This window comes from Nonomuraea sp. NPDC049607 (assembly GCF_040675375.1).
Classification (GTDB): domain Bacteria; phylum Actinomycetota; class Actinomycetes; order Streptosporangiales; family Streptosporangiaceae; genus Nonomuraea.
Map to the genome: position 1 here is coordinate 242564 of NZ_JBFAOV010000005.1, position 15290 is coordinate 257853.

14 protein-coding genes are annotated in these 15290 nt (G+C 72.1%); 4 read left to right on the top strand and 10 right to left on the bottom strand.

From position 1 onward, the window contains the following. Positions 1–38: 38 nt before the first annotated feature. From AB0J97_RS13090 to AB0J97_RS13135, 10 genes are read right to left on the bottom strand one after another with little or no spacing between them, the layout of a single operon-like run. Positions 39–1193 (bottom strand): aminotransferase class I/II-fold pyridoxal phosphate-dependent enzyme, encoded by a 1155-nt coding sequence (locus tag AB0J97_RS13090; RefSeq protein ID WP_364087810.1) that lies wholly within the window; start codon positions 1191–1193, stop codon positions 39–41. Continuing rightward, on the bottom strand, positions 1180–1932 hold the full coding sequence (locus AB0J97_RS13095; protein WP_364087812.1) for a class I SAM-dependent methyltransferase: 753 nt from the start codon (positions 1930–1932) through the stop codon (positions 1180–1182). The genes AB0J97_RS13090 and AB0J97_RS13095 overlap by 14 nt, the downstream gene beginning before the upstream one ends. Before the next feature lie 11 nt (positions 1933–1943). After that, a complete protein-coding gene (locus AB0J97_RS13100; RefSeq protein WP_364087814.1) occupies positions 1944–3215 on the bottom strand; it encodes a class I SAM-dependent methyltransferase in 1272 nt (423 codons plus the stop codon). A gap of 18 nt (positions 3216–3233) precedes the next feature. Continuing rightward, positions 3234–4217 carry a dTDP-glucose 4,6-dehydratase gene (gene rfbB, locus AB0J97_RS13105; RefSeq protein ID WP_357696880.1) on the bottom strand — a complete coding sequence of 328 codons (984 nt, stop codon included), beginning with the start codon at positions 4215–4217 and terminating at the stop codon, positions 3234–3236. A gap of 30 nt (positions 4218–4247) precedes the next feature. Continuing rightward, complete coding sequence (locus AB0J97_RS13110; RefSeq protein WP_364087817.1) at positions 4248–5600, bottom strand: nucleotide disphospho-sugar-binding domain-containing protein; 1353 nt, start codon at positions 5598–5600, stop codon at positions 4248–4250. 5 nt (positions 5601–5605) lie between these two features. Then, positions 5606–6958, bottom strand: coding sequence for a condensation domain-containing protein (locus AB0J97_RS13115; protein WP_364087819.1), 1353 nt, complete (start codon positions 6956–6958; stop codon positions 5606–5608). Continuing rightward, entirely contained in the window at positions 6955–8067 is a 1113-nt protein-coding gene (gene hppD, locus AB0J97_RS13120) for a 4-hydroxyphenylpyruvate dioxygenase (RefSeq protein WP_364087821.1), read from the bottom strand. Before hppD ends, AB0J97_RS13115 begins: the two co-directional genes overlap by 4 nt. Before the next feature lie 3 nt (positions 8068–8070). Then, on the bottom strand, positions 8071–8283 hold the full coding sequence (locus AB0J97_RS13125; protein ID WP_364087823.1) for an MbtH family protein: 213 nt from the start codon (positions 8281–8283) through the stop codon (positions 8071–8073). 10 nt (positions 8284–8293) lie between these two features. Next, positions 8294–10048, bottom strand: coding sequence for a non-ribosomal peptide synthetase (locus AB0J97_RS13130; protein ID WP_364087825.1), 1755 nt, complete (start codon positions 10046–10048; stop codon positions 8294–8296). 11 nt (positions 10049–10059) lie between these two features. After that, the gene (locus AB0J97_RS13135) at positions 10060–11277 is read right to left on the bottom strand and encodes an NAD(P)/FAD-dependent oxidoreductase (protein WP_364087827.1); all 1218 of its coding nucleotides are present in this window, start codon (positions 11275–11277) and stop codon (positions 10060–10062) included. Between the two features lie 148 nt (positions 11278–11425). Here AB0J97_RS13135 and AB0J97_RS13140 point away from each other — a divergent pair, with 148 nt between their 5' ends. The 4 genes from AB0J97_RS13140 to AB0J97_RS13155 all read left to right on the top strand — a co-directional run bounded on the left by AB0J97_RS13140 (position 11426) and on the right by AB0J97_RS13155 (position 15287). After that, positions 11426–12739, top strand: a complete 1314-nt coding sequence (locus tag AB0J97_RS13140; protein ID WP_364087831.1) for an extracellular solute-binding protein — start codon at positions 11426–11428, stop codon at positions 12737–12739. Positions 12740–12880: 141 nt separating this feature from the next. Further along, positions 12881–14347 (top strand): multicopper oxidase domain-containing protein, encoded by a 1467-nt coding sequence (locus AB0J97_RS13145; protein WP_364087834.1) that lies wholly within the window; start codon positions 12881–12883, stop codon positions 14345–14347. 18 nt (positions 14348–14365) lie between these two features. Then, positions 14366–14773: a DoxX family protein gene (locus AB0J97_RS13150; protein ID WP_357696862.1), complete on the top strand. Its 408-nt coding sequence runs from the start codon at positions 14366–14368 to the stop codon at positions 14771–14773. Positions 14774–14834: 61 nt separating this feature from the next. Next, on the top strand, positions 14835–15287 hold the full coding sequence (locus tag AB0J97_RS13155) for a DUF1579 family protein (RefSeq protein WP_357696860.1): 453 nt from the start codon (positions 14835–14837) through the stop codon (positions 15285–15287). The last annotated feature ends 3 nt before the right edge of the window (positions 15288–15290 follow it).

Sequence of the window (15290 nt, forward strand, 5' to 3'; positions counted from 1 at the left end):
CGCCTCCGTACCCGGAGGCGCCCCGCTTCGTGGTGGGATCAGGCGACGAGACGGCGGTCGGCCGCGTGGACGGTTTCCCGGACGACGCGGCAGATGCCGGCGATGTGGTCCGCGTCCACCGTGGGCCCCGTCGGCAGGGACAGGACGCGGGCGGCCAGGCCCTCGGCGCGGGGCAGCGGCAGCGGGAAGTGCCGGGCCGGGTCCGACCGGTACGGTTCCACCTGGTGGCAGATGGGCGAGAAGTACCGGCGCGCGTGCACGTTCTCCACGAGCAGCGCCTCCAGCACCACGTCCCGGGAGACGCCGGCGACGGCCTCGTCCACCTCGATGACCAGGTACTGGAAGTTGGCCCGCTCGCCAGGCGCCTGGCCGCGCACCACGACGCCCGGCAGCCCGGCGAGCAGTTCCTCGTAGACCCGCTGGTTGCGCCGGTTGGCCTCGACGATGGTGTCGATGGCCTCCAGCGAGGTCAGCCCCATGGCCGCGTGGAACTCGCTCATCCGGGCCACCGTGCCGGCCCCGGAGATGTGCCCGGAGGCGTCGATGCCCTGGTTGCGCAGCTCCCTGACCCGCGCGGCCAGCTCGTCGTCGTCGGTGACGATCGCGCCGCCCTCGACGCTGTTGACGAACTTGGTGGCATGGAAGCTGAAGATCTCCGCGTCCCCGGACGTGCCGATGGGTCTGCCCCGGTAGGTGCAGCCGAGCGCGTGCGCCGCGTCGAACATCAGGACGAGCCCGTGCTCGCGGGCCAGGCGGGTCAGCGCGTCGACGTCGCACGGGTAGCCGAAGACGTGCACGCCCAGGATGCCCCGGGTCCTCGGGCCGATCAGGCGTTCGACGTGGTCGGGGTCGGCGTTGCCGGTGATCTCGTCGGAGTCGCAGAAGACCGGGACGATGCCGATCCACTCCAGCGCGTGGGCGGTGGCCACCCACGTGAAGGACGGGACGATCACCTCGTCACCCGGCCGCAGCCCGGCGGCCCTGGCCGCGATCTGGATGCCGGTGGTGGCGTTGCAGGTGGCCACGGCGTGCCGGGCGCCGGTCAGGTCGGCCAGTCGCGCCTCGAACTCGCGCACCAGCGGCCCGTTGTTGGTCAGCCAGAGCCGGTCGAGCACGCCGCCGAGCCGTTCCAGCAGGCGCGCCCGCTCCCCCGCGTTCGGCCGGCCGACGACGAGCGGCTCACGAGAGGCCATCGCCGGCCTCCTCGCGCACGCCGACGAACAGCCCGGGGCTGTTGGGCCGGCCGTCGGCCAGCTTGAACGCGGGCCGGAACTCGGCCCGGCAGCCCGCCTTGGCGAACGCCTCCAGGTACTGGTCGCAGGTGAACAGGCTGGAGTAGAGGACCTCGGCGAACTCCTTGAACCCCGAGGCGTCGGCGACCCTGAACCGCACCTCCAGCCGGCTCTTGCCGCCCTCCCGGCGCGAGTGCGTCATGCGGGAGATGACGAGCCCCTCCTCCACCAGCGTGTGGCCGCCGACGTGCCCGTCGAGGAAGTTCTCCGGGAAGTACCAGGGCTCGACGACCAGGACGCCGCCGGGCGCCAGGTGGGCCGCCATGCGGCCGACGGCCTCCACCAGCTCCTCGAAGGAGCCCAGCTCGCCGACGGCGTTGCCCATGCAGGTGACGGCGTCGAAGGTGCGTCCGAGGTCGAAGTCGCGCATGTCGCCGGCGTGCAGCGGCACGCCGGGCAGCCGCCGGGCGGCCACCTCGCGCATGTCCGGCGACAGCTCGACACCTTCGACGTGGTCGAAGATCTTGACGAACGTCTCCAGGTGGGCGCCGGTGCCGCAGGCCACGTCCAGCAGCGAGGACGCCTGCGGCGACCGGCTCTGGACGATGTCGGCCAGCTCCCGGGCCTCGCCCTCGAAGCTCTTGCCGCGGCTGCGGAAGACGCGGTCGTAGTACTCGGCGTGGTCGGATCCGTATTCCATGCAGATCTCCTTCAGGCCACCGCCGGGACGGGCTCGGCCGTCACGACCCTCGGGTGGGGGATGGGGATGATGAACTTGCCGCCGCGGCTCAGGAAGTCCCGCTCCTTGCCGATGATCTCGTCGGCGTAGTTCCAGGCGAGCAGCAGGTAGTAGTCGGGCTGCTGGTCGCGGGCCTGCTCGGGCGAGCGGCACGGGATGCGGGTGCCGGGCAGCAGCCTGCCGTGCTTGAGGCTGGTGGTGTCGCTGCAGAAGCGCACCTCGGCGGGGCCGAGCCGGCAGAACTGCAGCAGGGTGGTGCCCTTGGACGGCGCGCCGTACCCGGCGACGGTCAGGCCGCGGCCGGCCAGGTCGCGCACGAGGTCGCCGATCTCCTGGATGACCTGGTGGGCGCGGGCGCCGAACTCCAGATAGGCGTCGTCGGTGTCGAGGCCGCTCTGCCGCTCCAGCGACAGCAGCCGGTTCACCGACGGCCGGGCGGGGTGGGCCGACTCCTCCCTGGCGGCGAAGACGACGATCGAGCCGCCGTGCACGGCCGCCCGCTCGACGTCCACGATGCGCAGGCCGTGCCGCCGGAACAGGTGGCCGAGCGTGGTGACCGAGTAGTACGACAGGTGCTCGTGGTAGATCGTGTCGAACTGGTTCTCCTCCAGCAGGTCCAGCAGGTACGGGACCTCGATCGCGACCAGCCCGTCGGGGGCCAGCACGGCGGTGGCGCCGTCCAGGACGTTGTGCACGTCGTCGATGTGGGCGAAGCACTGGCGGCCGAGCACCAACTTGGCCTCGCCCTGCTCGGCGTGGATGCGGCGGCCCTGGTCGGCGCCGAAGAACTCGGGCAGCGTGCGCACGCCGCGGGCGTTGGCGATCTCGGCCAGGTTCTCGGCCGGGTCGACGCCGACGACGCGCTGCCCCTGCTCCTGGAAGAGCGCGAGCTGCAGGCCGACGTTGCTGCCCAGCTCGACGACCAGCTCGCCCGGCGCGAGCCCGGCCCGGCGGGTGCACCAGCCGACGATGCGCCGCATGTGGCCGGTCATCTGGTCGGACTCGGAGGTGACGTAGACATAGTGGCGGAACAGCACGTCGGGCCGGATCACGTGCCGGATGGCCATCAGCCGGCAGTTGCGGCACACGATCACGTCCACGGGGTAGGCGGGCTCCTCGACCGGCAGGTCGGCGGGGTCGAGGAAGCCGTTGGCCAGGGGCACCGACCCGAAGGAGGTGACCTCCAGCCAGTCGTCGCGCCCGCAGACCCGGCACGTGTCAAGACGTCGGACAATGTCCTGCATGACTTCTCCTCATGATCTTCAGTGGGCGGCCACGGCGAGCTCGCGGTGCTTGAGCGGTTCCCACCAGGACCGGTTGTCCCGGTACCACGCGACGGTCGCGGCCAGCCCGGTCTCGAAGTCGACCGACGGCGCGTAGCCCAGCTCCCGCTCGATCTTGGTGATGTCGAGGGAGTAACGCAGGTCGTGCCCCGGCCGGTCGGGGACGTGCTCGACCAGGTCCCAGCCCGCCCCGCACGCCTCCAGCAGGCGGGCGGTCAGCTCCAGGTTGCTCAGCTCGCTGCCGCCGCCGATGTGGTAGACCTCGCCGGCCCGGCCGCGGTCGAGGACCATGCGGATGGCCCGGCAGTGGTCGGAGACGTGCAGCCAGTCGCGCCGGTTGCCGCCGTCGCCGTACAGGGGGACCCGGCGGCCTTCGAGCAGGTTGGTGACGAACAGCGGGATGACCTTCTCGGGGAACTGGTAGTGGCCGTAGTTGTTGGTGCAGCGGGTGATCACGACGTCCAGGCCGAGCGTGCGGTGGAAGGCCAGCGCGAGCAGGTCCGAGCCGGCCTTGGACGCCGCGTACGGCACGTTCGGCGCGAGCGGCGTGTCCTCGGTCCACGAGCCCTCGGCGATGGATCCGTACACCTCGTCGGTGGAGACGTGCACGAAGCGGCCGACGCCGTGCCGCAGGGCCGCCTCCAGCAGGGTCTGGGTGCCCAGCACGTTGGAGCGCACGAAGCCGGTGGCGCTGACGATCGAACGGTCGACGTGCGTCTCGGCGGCGAAGTGCACGATCGCGTCCTGCCCGGCCACCACCTCGTCGGCCACGAGCGGGTCGGCGGTGTCGCCCTGCACGAAGCGCAGCCCCGGGTGGCCGGCCACCGGGTCGAGGTTCTCCAGGTTGCCGGAGTAGGTGAGCTTGTCCAGGACGGTGACCCGCGTGCCCGGCGAGTCGCGCAACGTGGCTCTGACGAACTCCGAGCCGATGAAACCGGCGCCGCCGGTGACCAGGATCCGCAACTGTCCGCCTCCTGTCTGAGGGGTCGACGGCTACCGGGCGGCGGCGGTCAGCCGCTCCAGCTCCGCGACGATGTCGGTCGGGCTCGGCGTGGCCAGCCACTCCTCGTGAATGGAGGCCGCGCCCTTGGTGAACGAGGGGTCCTTCAGCACGCGCAGCAGCTCGTCGCGGATGTCGGCCGCGGACTGCGTCTGGTGGTTGATCCGCACGCCGGCGCCGCGCGTGGTGACGTACCGGGAGGTGCGGGTCGAGGTGAGCTGCTTCTGGCACTGGAGCCGCCAGTCGATGCCGTCCTCGACGGGGGTGCCGACGAGGCGGTTGTGCTCGTCGGTGTCGCAGACGATCTGCGGGACGTTCATGGCCGAGGCGGCCGCGAACGTGCCGATCGAGCCGTGGTGGATGATCGCCGAACAGGTCGGCAGGAGCTGGTCGAGCGGCACGTAGTCGAACACGCGCACGTTGGGCGGAAGGGGGCGGTCCAGGTCGAGGAGCTGGTTGGCGTCCAGGGTGGCGACGACCTCGGCGTCCAGGCCGTCCACGGCCTCCATCAGCTTGGCGGTGCGGCCCCAGTCGCCCTTGAAGAACGTGCGCATCGACACGCCCAGCGAGATCGCCACCCGCGGCCGCTCCGGCGGTCGCCGCAGCCACTCGGGCACGACGCTCGCCCCGGTGTAGGGGATGTACCGGACGGGCAGGCGGCGCACGCCGGTGGGCAGGCTCATCCCGGCCGGGAACGGGTCCACCGTCCAGTCGCCGAGCAGCAGGTTGTCGTCGACCGTGACGCAGTACCGGTCGGCCAGCGGGCCGATCACCCCGGTCATGGGGTTCTCCTCGCCGCTGTCGGCGAACTTCTCCACGGCCCAGGCGGTGTAGTCGGGGGCCAGCAGCGTACGGGCGTGGGCGGCGCCGCAGGCACGGGCCGCCACCGCGCCGCACGGGAACCACGGGTCCCACAGGACGAGGTCGGGCTGCCACTGCCGGGCGAACTCCACGACGGCCTGGACGTCCTGGCGGGGCGCCGGCGGATGGTAGTTGCGCATGGTGAGCAGCGCGAAGTGGTAGAAGACATCCCAGGGCGGACGTTCGGCCTCGGTGATGCCGAGCGCGGCGACCAGGCGCTCCGACTCCTCGATCGTGGGGATCAGCTCGGCGAACCCGGGGTAGCCGCGGTCGTGCACGGACAGCGGCTCGGGCGCGCCGCAGGAGACCGCGGTCAGCCCGGCCGCGTTCACCGACCGGTGGAAGTCGGGCACCGAGACCCCGGTGTCGACGCCCGGCGGGGCCGCCACCACCACCTGGTGCCCGGCCGCCTGCAACGCCCAGGCGTAGGGCACGATCGGCAGGAAGTGCGCCGTCGCGGGGAAGACGGTGAACATCACGCGCATGGCGGTCACTCCAGGGGGGAGTCGGGGGCGGCCAGGCCGGCGCGCAGGATCTCGCCGAAGTCGGCCACCATCGTCGCGATCGTGCTCTCCAGGAACAGGTTGCTGTTGTAGGCGAAGTTGCCGAAGATCTCGCCGGAGGGGGCGATGTCGAAGGTGAGCAGCGCGCCGTCGGGGATGTCGGTGCCGTTGGGCTGGTCCAGCAGACGCTCGCGCACCTCGGCGATCTCCAGGTCGCCGACGCGCTCGCCGTCCATGCCGGTGGCGAACTGCCAGACCTGCAGGGCGCACAGCGCCTTGCTCTCCAGCGCGGCGTCGGCCATCAGCTCCGGCGCCTCGGCGACGATCTGCAGGAACGGGATCTCGTTGGCGTAGGAGTCCATGCAGGTCCTGCGGGAGCGCTCGACGACCTGCCGGAAGGTGGTGCAGCCGTCGAGGCCGGTGCGCAGCGGCAGGAAGTTGAAGAACGGCCCGACGGTCTCCTGGAACTCCGGCTGCCCGCGTCCGGAGCTGATCACCGGGACGACCAGGTCGGTGGCCCCGGTGATCCGGCTGAGCAGCACGTTGTACGCGGCCAGCAGCACCATGAACGGCGAGCTGCGCATCGTCCTGGCGTAGCCGATCACCCGCGTGGAGACGTCCTTGGGCAGGGAGAAGCGGTGGACCGGGCAGACCTTGGCCAGCCCGGCCGACCGGGCGTGGTCGGTGGGGACGGCCAGCATGCGCGCGCCGCGCAGCCGCTCACCCCAGAAGTCGCGGGCGGCCTGGGTCTCGGCGCTGCCGGCCTGCTCCTGCTGCCGTCCGGCGTACTCGTGGTAGGGCCGGGGCTCCGGCAGCGGCGGCACGGTGTGGCCGCGGCGCTCGGCGTAGCGGGTGACGAGGTCGCGGATGAGGAGCTGCATCGACCAGCCGTCGCCCGCGGTGTGGTGCACGATCAGCGCGAGCACCGCGTCCTCGTCGTCGAAGCGGCCGAGGATGGCGCGCAGGTGCGGCAGCTCCTGGAGGCTGTAGGAGCCGGCCTCGACCTCGGTCAGCAGCTCCTCGGCCCGCAGCGCGCGCTCCTCGGGGCCGGCGGCCGGCAGGTCGACCACGAGCAGCCGGGCGGGCGCGGACGGCTGCCGCACCTGGTACGCCTCCCCCTCCCCCCGGGTGATCGTCATGTTCAGGGCGTCGTGCCGGTCGGCCACGTCCTCCATGGCGAGCCGGAGGGTGTCGAGGTCGATGCGGCCGCGCACGCGCCAGCCGACGACGATGTTGTAGCGGGCGCTGAAGGGCCCCTGGGCGTCGCCCTGGTCGAACAGGCGAAGGAAGTGCTGGGTGTAGGACAGGGGGTACCGGATCGCCGGCGGGGAAATGGTCATGCTGCCGCCTCCGTGCGGGCATCGCGTTGGCCGCTGCGCTGGAGCTCCACGGCCCGGTAGAGGGCGCTGATGTTGCCGCTGCCGAAGGAGCGGGCGCCCAGTCGTTCGATGAGTTCGAAGAAGAAGGTGTCGCGGGGGTGGGTCGAGCGGGCGAAGATCTGGTAGAGCTGCCCGTCGTGGTCCTCGTCGACGAGGATGTCGAGCCGGGCCAGGTCCTCCAGCCGGTACTTCACCGGCCGGACCCGTTCGGCGAGCAGGGTGTAGTAGGCGTCGGGGGCGGTCAGGAACTCCACCCCGCGATCCGCGGTGGCCTGCACGGCGGCCACGATGTCGTCGGCGGCCAGTGCCAGGTGCTGCACGCCCGCGCCGCCGTGGTCGCGCAGGAACTCGTCGATGTGGCCGGGCGTCCTGGTCACGTCCGGCTCGATCAGCGTGAACGTCACCTCGCCGCCGTGGCTGCGGACGACCTTGGTGGTCATGGCCTGCGAGCCGACGGCGATGCGCTCGGCGAAGGTGAACTCGAAGCCGAGCACCCGCCGGTACCACTCGACGGTCGCGTCGAGCTCCCCGGCCGGGACGCACACGGCCAGGTGGTCCACCGCCAGCAGCCCGGGGCCGGCGCCGGACGTGCGCGGCGCGGTGCTCCGGAAGCCCGGCAGAACACGTTCGCCGGCCCCGGCCGGCAGAACACGTTCGCCGGCCCCGGCCGGCCGTTGCACGAACGTGTGCACCACGTCGCCGAAGCCGTGAATGGCGGCCGTGACCAGGCCGTCGCGCCCGGCGGGGGCCGAGACGGGACGGGCGCCGCGCCGCACCGCCTCGTGGTAGGCGGCCGCGGCGTCGGGCACGCCCAGCGCGACGTCGCACACGCCGTCGCCGTGCCGGTCGAGGTATCCGGCGCCGGGATGGTCGGCGGTGAGCGGCTGGGTGAGCACGAAGCTGATCCGGTTCGCGCCCACTGCGGCCGAGCGGGCCCGGCCGTCCTCGGCCGCGGCGTACGCCGTCAGGCCCAGGGTGTCGCTGAGCCGGGCGGTCTCGGCCTCCAGGTCGCCGACGTAGAAGCCGATGTGGTCCAGGCGCAGGTCGTCGAAGATCGTCGTGTCGGTCATGGGCTATCCGGCGTCCGTCCGGACGGCGAGGCCGCGCGGGCGCAGGTCCGTCCAATGGGTGGTGACGTACTCGGTGCAGGCGTCGCGGACGGCGGGGCCGAAGGCGACCTCCCAGCCCGCGGGCACGTCGGCGAAGGCGGGCCACAGGCTGTGCCGGCCCTCCTGGTTCACCAGCACGCGGAAGGCCGCGTCCCGGTCGTCGAATGGGTTGCTCATCTCGTCCCTCTCACTGGGTGCGCGCGCCGGCCTCTAGCCATTCGTCCAGGCCGGCCACGGTCGCCGCGTCGAACAGGTCGCCGATGGACAGGTTCACGCCCAGAGCCGCGCGGATGCGGCTGACCAGCCGCATGGCCAGCAGCGACTGGACGTCCAGGTCGAAGATGCTGTCGTCCACGCCGACCCGCTCGACGCCGAACACCTCGGCGAACACCGTGCAGAGAATCTCCTGGCGGGGGTTCTGCGGCGCGCGGTAGGCCGAGCCGGGCTCGGTGTCGGGGTCGGGCAGGGCGGCGCGGTCCACCTTGCCGTTGGCGGTCAGGGGCAGCGCGTCCAGCACGACGAACGCCGTGGGCACCATGTAGTCCGGCAGCGACGTCTTGACGTGGGCGCGCAGCGCGGCCGGGTCGGGGGCGTCGGCGGCGGGCACGACGTAGGCGACCAGGCGCTTGTCACCCTGCCGCGACTGCCCGGCCACGACGGCGACGTGCGCCAGCCCCGGATAGGCGGCCAGTACGGCCTCCACCTCGGCCAGTTCCACCCGGAAGCCCAGGATCTTGACCTGGTCGCCGGCCCGCCCGATGAACTCGATCTGGCCGTCGTCGTTGCGCCGGACCAGGTCGCCGGTGCGGTACATGTGCTCGCCGGGCCCGCCGAACGGGTCGGCGACGAACCGCTCGGCGGTCAGGTCGGGACGCCCGAAGTAGCCCCGCGCCACTCCCCTGCCCGCGATGTACAGCTCGCCCTCCAGGTCGCCGGGGACCGGGCTGAGGCGGTCGTCGAGCACGTAGAGCCGCACGTCCCGCATCGGGCCGCCGACCGGCACGCTGGTGCCCAGCTCGGTCCCGGCGGTCAGGGCCGCGTGGGTGGAGAACAGGGTCACCTCGGTGGCGCCGTACATGGCCCGCACGGTCGTGCCGGGGCAGGCGGCCAGCACCTGGCGGACGGCGGCGGGGACGATCACGTCGCCGCCGGTGAGCACCTCGCGGACCCCGGCGAGGGCGTCGGCCCCCTCCTCGGCCACGACCCGGAACAGCCCGGCGGTCAGGTGCAGGCCGGTGATCTCCTCCTCGCGGATCAGCCGGCGCAGGGTGTCGAGGTCCGGCTCGCCGGGCGGCGCCACCACGATCGTGCCGCCGTGCAGCAGCGGCACCCACAGCTCGTACGTCGAGACGTTGAACGCGTACGGCGCGACCATCAGGACGCGTTCGTGGGCGCCGGTGTCCCAGCAGGGGTCGAGGGCCAGGCCGAGCACGTCCCAGTGGGTGACCGCCACGCCCTTGGGGTGGCCGGTCGAGCCCGAGGTGTAGATGACGTAGGCCAGGTCGTCCGGGCCGGTGGCGGCCTCGGGCTCTGTGGCCGGCTCTGCGGAGGTGGCGGGGTCGTCGTCGGCGATCAGGACCGCCGGGGCCGTCGGCAGGCCCTCGGCGGCCTTGGCCTGGTCGGCGACCAGGACGGGCGTCCCGGAGGAGTCGACGATCCACTGCCGGCGGTCGGCCGGGTAGGCGCTGTGGACGGGCAGGTAGCAGCCGCCCGTCTTGAGGATCGCGAGGAGCGTGACGACCAGCTCGGCCGAGCGCTCCATCAGCACCGCGACCGGCGTCTCGGGGCCGGCGCCGAGCCCGCGCAGGCGGTGGGCGAGGCGGTTGGCCCGCTCGTCGAGCTCCCGGTAGGTCAGCCGCACCGGGCCCGCCGACACCGCGACCGCGTCGGGCGTCCGCCTGGCCTGCTCGGCGACGTGTCCGTGCACAGTTGTAGGCGACATCAGCGAAGTCCTCAGTCGTCGTGGAAGATGGCGTGGATGCCGGAGACGCCCGAGAGCATCGTGGCGAAGTCGATCTTGCGGGGGCGGAGCTTGCTGGGGTCGAGGGTCTTCTGCGCCCTGTCCCAGTACTCCTCCTTGTGCTTGGTGCGGTCGTAGAAGAAGCGCACGAAGTCCAGCAGGGAGTCCAGGAACTCGCGGTAGTCCTTCTCGTAGCGCGCCAGCACGGCCTCCTCCGAGGCCGGGTCGTCGAGGATCTCGTCCACCGCGCCGGCCAGCCCGTGGGCGCCGCGCAGCGCCAGGCCGACGCCCGTGGACAGCAGCGGGTCGATGAAGGCCGCCGCGTCGCCGACCAGGGCCCAGCCGGGGCCGTGGAAGCTGGTGCAGGTGTAGGACCAGTCGCGGATGCTGCGGAAGCCGCTGACCCGGGTGGCGCCCTCGGTCAGGGCCCTGACCTCCTCGGCGGCGGCCAGCTCGGAGGCGTACAGGTCCTCCAGGCTCTTGCCGGACTTCTTGTACTCCTCGATGGGGGTGACGTAGCCGACGCTCACCGTGCCGTCGTGCAGGGGGATGAACCAGAACCAGCCCGCGGGGCGGTTCTCGGTGACGGTGTCGCCGAAGCGCGTGCCGCCGTAACGCTTGCAGCCCTGCCAGTACGACCAGACCGCGATGTTGCGCAGGTCGTCGTGGTACTCGATGAGGTCGAAGCGGCGGGCCAGCAGGTGCTGCTGCCCGGTGGCGTCGATCAGCAGGCGGCAGCGGGCGGTGCGCTGCTCGGCGTCGCCCTTCACCGTGTACGTCACGCCGGTGACGCGCTCGCCCTCGAACACCAGGTCCTTGACCGTGGCCTCCTCGAACACCGTCGCGCCCAGCTCCCTGGCCCTGGCCAGCAGGAGGGAGTCGAAGTCGGCCCGGCGCACCTGGTAGGCGTGCTCGTAGTTGGACGCCTCGGCGAAGCGGAAGTCCCAGGTGCCCTGGTTCTTGCCCCACAGCAGGGTGCCGCCGTACTTCTTGACGAACCCCATCTGGTCGAGCCTGTCCTTCAGTCCCAGCTCCTCCAGCGTGGGCATGGATCCCGTGATCAGCGACTCACCGATGTGGTAGCGCGGGAACTTCTCGCGCTCCAGCACCAGAACCCGGTGCCCGCGCTGGGCCAGCAGTCCCGCCGTACCCGAGCCGCCAGGGCCTCCGCCGATCACGACAACGTCGAACTCGTCATGAGTGTTGATCACCGTGCTCCTCCGTTTCGCCGCACTGCGACTCGCAGTCAGGGTCACATTCACGTCGAGGGGCCCACATCCTTTGAATTGCTGTCTGAGCTGACGAAACACCGCATTTAGCAAGATGTGTGGCGGGGTGGCCGCGTTCATCATGAGGCGAATGAGAACGGTCATCAGCGTCTGGATCGCCGAGCATCCCCTGCCGGACTACCTGGGCCCGATCAGGAGGATGGCCGCCGACTTCGAGGCCGCGCACCCGGACCTCCGGATCGAGATCACCGGGCACGGCTTCCGCGAGCTGCCCGCCGAGGTGGCCGCCGCGGCCGGCCGCGGCGAGCCGCCGGACCTGGCGGAGTACTACGCCACGGCCACCCGGCTGGCGCTCGACACCCGGTCGCGCACCGGCGCGCCGCTGTTCACGCCGATCGAGCGCGCCGTCGCCGGCCGCGCGGAGATCCTCGGCGAGCCGGTCGTGCTCGCCGACCTCGAACCGGCCGTACGCGGCCACTACACCTACCGCGGCGAGCTCGTCGCCGCGCCCGCGACGGCGACCACGGCGGTGCTGCTCACCAACGCCACCCTGCTCCGCGCGGCCGGGATCGACGCGCCCCCGCGCACCTGGGAGGAGCTGGAGCGCGCCTGCGCCGCGGTGCGGGCGCTGCCCGGCGGCCCGCCGCACGGCGTCTCCTGGGCCAACCACGGCTGGCTGTTCCAGCAGGCCGTCGCCGGGCAGGGCGGCCTGCTGGCCGACCGGGACAACGGCCGCTCCGGCCGGGCCGGACGGGTGGACCTCGCCTCCAAGGAACTGCTGGCCTACGCCACCTGGTGGCGGCGCCTGCACGAGGAGGGCCACTACCTGCGCGCGGGCGAGCCCGGTGACTGGGGTCCGGCGCTGGGGGCGTTCCTGGAGGGGCGGGTGGCGTTCACGATCGCGTCCTCCGTGGTGGCCGGCATGATCGCCGAGCGGGGGCGGGAGGCCGGGTTCGAGGTGACGGCGAGCCCGCTGCCGCACAACGAGAGCCTGCCGCGCGCCGGGCACCTGGTCTCCGGCCAGGCGCTCTGGCTGACCGACGGGCTGCCGCCGGAGCGGCGGGACGGCGCGCTGGCGTTCGTCCAGCACCTGCTGAGCGCGGGCAACGCGGCGCAGTGGCATCGGGCGGCCGGCTTCCTGCCGGTCACCCGGGCCGCCGCCGGCCTGCTGGAGGAGGAGGGCTGGTTCGACCGGCACCCGGTGCACCGGGCCGCGACCGCCCAGCTCCGCGCGGCCGACGGCTCCCCCGCGGCGCTCGGCGCGGTGCTCGGGGACTTCGCCGGGATCCAGGACCTGATGACCGGGGCCATGGCCCGCGTGCTGGACGGCGCGGATCCCGACGACTGCTTCGGCGAGGCGTCGGAGCGGGCCCAGGCCCTGCTCGACGCCCACAACGCCGACTGCCTGGACGGGCGCACCCCGCGGCGCCTGTCCGTGGGCTGAACCACCGCCGCCCTCCGGGCGGCGGCACCGCTCCCACGGCATCCGCCCGTGAAGTGAGCACTTCAGAAGAAGACCGTGCCGGCGGGCGATGCCACGCTCGGACATGGCGATGGGAGTTCCCGTATGTTAAGCCGACGGCGCTTGATCGTTCTCGGTGGCCTGGCAGGAGGCGCCGCGCTGACCCCGGTGGCCCGCGGGCTGCTCGGCGAGCCGGAGCAGCAGGCGCGGCAACAGCAGATGATGAAGATGCACGACCACGGGGGCCGGGTCCCCGCAGTCCGCACCGGCGCCACCGCGCCGCCCTTCAGCGTCGCCATGCCGGTGCCCCCGGTGCTGGCCCCCGTGGCCACCCTGCCGGGCATCGACTTCTACCGGCTGTCGATCCAGCAGGCGACCACCGAGATCCTGCCCGGCGTCAGCACGCCCGTGATGACGTACGGCGGCCAGTTCACCGCCCCCACCATCCGCGTCCGGCAGGGCCGCCGGGCGCTGGTCACCTTCGACAACAAGCTCGGCCACGAGGCGAACGTGCACCTGCATGGCGGCCGCGTGCCGGCCGCCAGCGACGGCTACCCGATGGACCTGATCGCCGACGGCAAGTCGAAGACCTACGACTACCCGAACGCCCAGGCCGGCGCCACGCTGTGGTACCACGACCACACCCACCACATGGAGGCCGAGCACGTCTACCGCGGCATGCACGGCTTCTACCTGGTCGAGGGCGCCGACGAGCAGCAGCTCGGCCTGCCGTCCGGGGCCTACGACGTGCCCATCCTGCTGCGCGACGCGCTCTTCGACGACCAGGGCGGGCTCGTCTTCGACCCGGCCGACCCCTACAACCGGCCGACGCTGATCGCCAACGGCAAGGCCCAGCCGTACTTCAAGGTCGCGGCCCGCAAGTACCGGCTGCGGCTGCTCAACGGCTCCACGCACCGGATCTTCGAGCTGTCGCTGAGCAACGGCGCCCAGATGACGCAGATCGCCACGGACTGCGGGCTGCTGCCGGCGCCGGTGCCGACGTCCAAGCTGGTGCTCTCCTCGGGCGAGCGGGCCGAGGTCGTGATCGACTTCGGCGCGTTCCCGCTGGGCACGCAGGTGACGCTGGAGGACGTGAGCGGGTCCGTGCTCCGCTTCGACGTCGTACGGCGGGCCGTCGACCGCAGCCGCGTGCCCAGCCAGTTGCGCGCGATGGTCCCGCTGGCCGCGGCCACGCAGACCCGGCAGCTCACCCTCAGCCTGGACCCGGTCAACATCCAGGCCCTGATCAACAATCAGGCGTTCGACGCCAATCGGGTGGACATGCAGGTCAGGCGGGGATCCAGCGAGATCTGGGAGGTCACCAACTCCGACACCAACGTCGGCGGGTCGGGCTTCGGCGTCCCGCACAACTTCCACACCCACCTCGCCCAGTTCCGGATCCTGGACCGCGACGGCACGCCGCCGCAGCCGGGCGAGGCGGGCTGGAAGGACACGGTGCTCATCCAGCCGGGCGAGACCGTGCGCTTCCAGGCCAGCTTCGCCGACTACCTGGGGCGATACGTCTACCACTGTCACATGTTGGAGCATTCGGCCATCGGGATGATGGGCCAGATGGAGATCGTCAACTAGTTCCTCAAGGAGGACTGCATGAGCACCACGAACAGCACGACCGCCGTCGGCCGGTCCACCGGTCGCGGCGTCAACATCGCCCTCTGGGTCGCCCAGGTCCTTCTGGCGTTCCAGGTCGGCCTGGGCGGCGTGCTCAAGCTCGCCGGCGACCCGACCATGGTCACCATGTTCGAGGACATCGGCGCCGGCCAGTGGTTCCGCTACGTGGTCGGCGTGCTGGAGATCGCCGGCGCGATCGGGCTGCTGATCCCGCGGCTGACCGGCGTGGCCGCGCTCGCGCTGATCGGCCTGATCGTCGGTGCGGCCGGCACCAACCTGATCGTCCTGGGCGGCGTCCCCGTGATCGAGGGTGTCCTGCTGGTCGTCCTGGCCCTGGTGGTCTGGGGCCGCTGGTCCCGGGTCAAGGCGTTCTTCGGCGCCAAGTGAGCTCACCCCCGCCCGGTACGCGATCGGCGTACCGGGCGTCGACCTGTCCCGTGGAGGGAACATGACAGAGACAGCGAACCCGCAGAACCAGCTCCCCACCCCCGACGCCTCGCTCCAGACCCTGCAACCGCTGGTCGGGACGTGGGAGATGACGGGCAAGGACTTCGGCACCGGCGAGGCGACCGGCGGCCGGCTCGTCTTCGAGTGGATGGACGGCGGCTTCTTCCTGATCCAGCGCGTCGAGATGAGCCACGGCGGCGGCACGATGACCGGCGTGGAGTACATCGGCCACGACCCCGAGAGCGGCGCGCTGCGCTCGCACTACTTCGACAGCACCGGCAACAACTTCGTCTACGTGTGGAAGCTGGACGGGCGCGAGCTCAACATCTGGTTCGGCGCGGAGGGCTCGCCGGCCGGGTTCAGCGGCGCGTTCAGCGAGGACGGCCGGACCATCAGCGGCCGCTGGGAGTGGCCGGGCGGCGGCTACGAGGCCACCATGACCCGGGCGGGGTAGCGC

Coding starts and splice junctions, on each gene's coding strand:
- AB0J97_RS13115 (WP_364087819.1), bottom strand. CDS start 6,958: ATGACCATTTCCCCGCCGGCGATCCGGTACCCCCTGTCCTACACCCAG.
- AB0J97_RS13090 (WP_364087810.1), bottom strand. CDS start 1,193: ATGGCCTCTCGTGAGCCGCTCGTCGTCGGCCGGCCGAACGCGGGGGAG.
- hppD (WP_364087821.1), bottom strand. CDS start 8,067: ATGACCGACACGACGATCTTCGACGACCTGCGCCTGGACCACATCGGC.
- AB0J97_RS13130 (WP_364087825.1), bottom strand. CDS start 10,048: ATGTCGCCTACAACTGTGCACGGACACGTCGCCGAGCAGGCCAGGCGG.
- AB0J97_RS13100 (WP_364087814.1), bottom strand. CDS start 3,215: ATGCAGGACATTGTCCGACGTCTTGACACGTGCCGGGTCTGCGGGCGC.
- AB0J97_RS13140 (WP_364087831.1), top strand. CDS start 11,426: ATGAGAACGGTCATCAGCGTCTGGATCGCCGAGCATCCCCTGCCGGAC.
- AB0J97_RS13110 (WP_364087817.1), bottom strand. CDS start 5,600: ATGCGCGTGATGTTCACCGTCTTCCCCGCGACGGCGCACTTCCTGCCG.
- AB0J97_RS13150 (WP_357696862.1), top strand. CDS start 14,366: ATGAGCACCACGAACAGCACGACCGCCGTCGGCCGGTCCACCGGTCGC.
- AB0J97_RS13125 (WP_364087823.1), bottom strand. CDS start 8,283: ATGAGCAACCCATTCGACGACCGGGACGCGGCCTTCCGCGTGCTGGTG.
- AB0J97_RS13095 (WP_364087812.1), bottom strand. CDS start 1,932: ATGGAATACGGATCCGACCACGCCGAGTACTACGACCGCGTCTTCCGC.
- AB0J97_RS13155 (WP_357696860.1), top strand. CDS start 14,835: ATGACAGAGACAGCGAACCCGCAGAACCAGCTCCCCACCCCCGACGCC.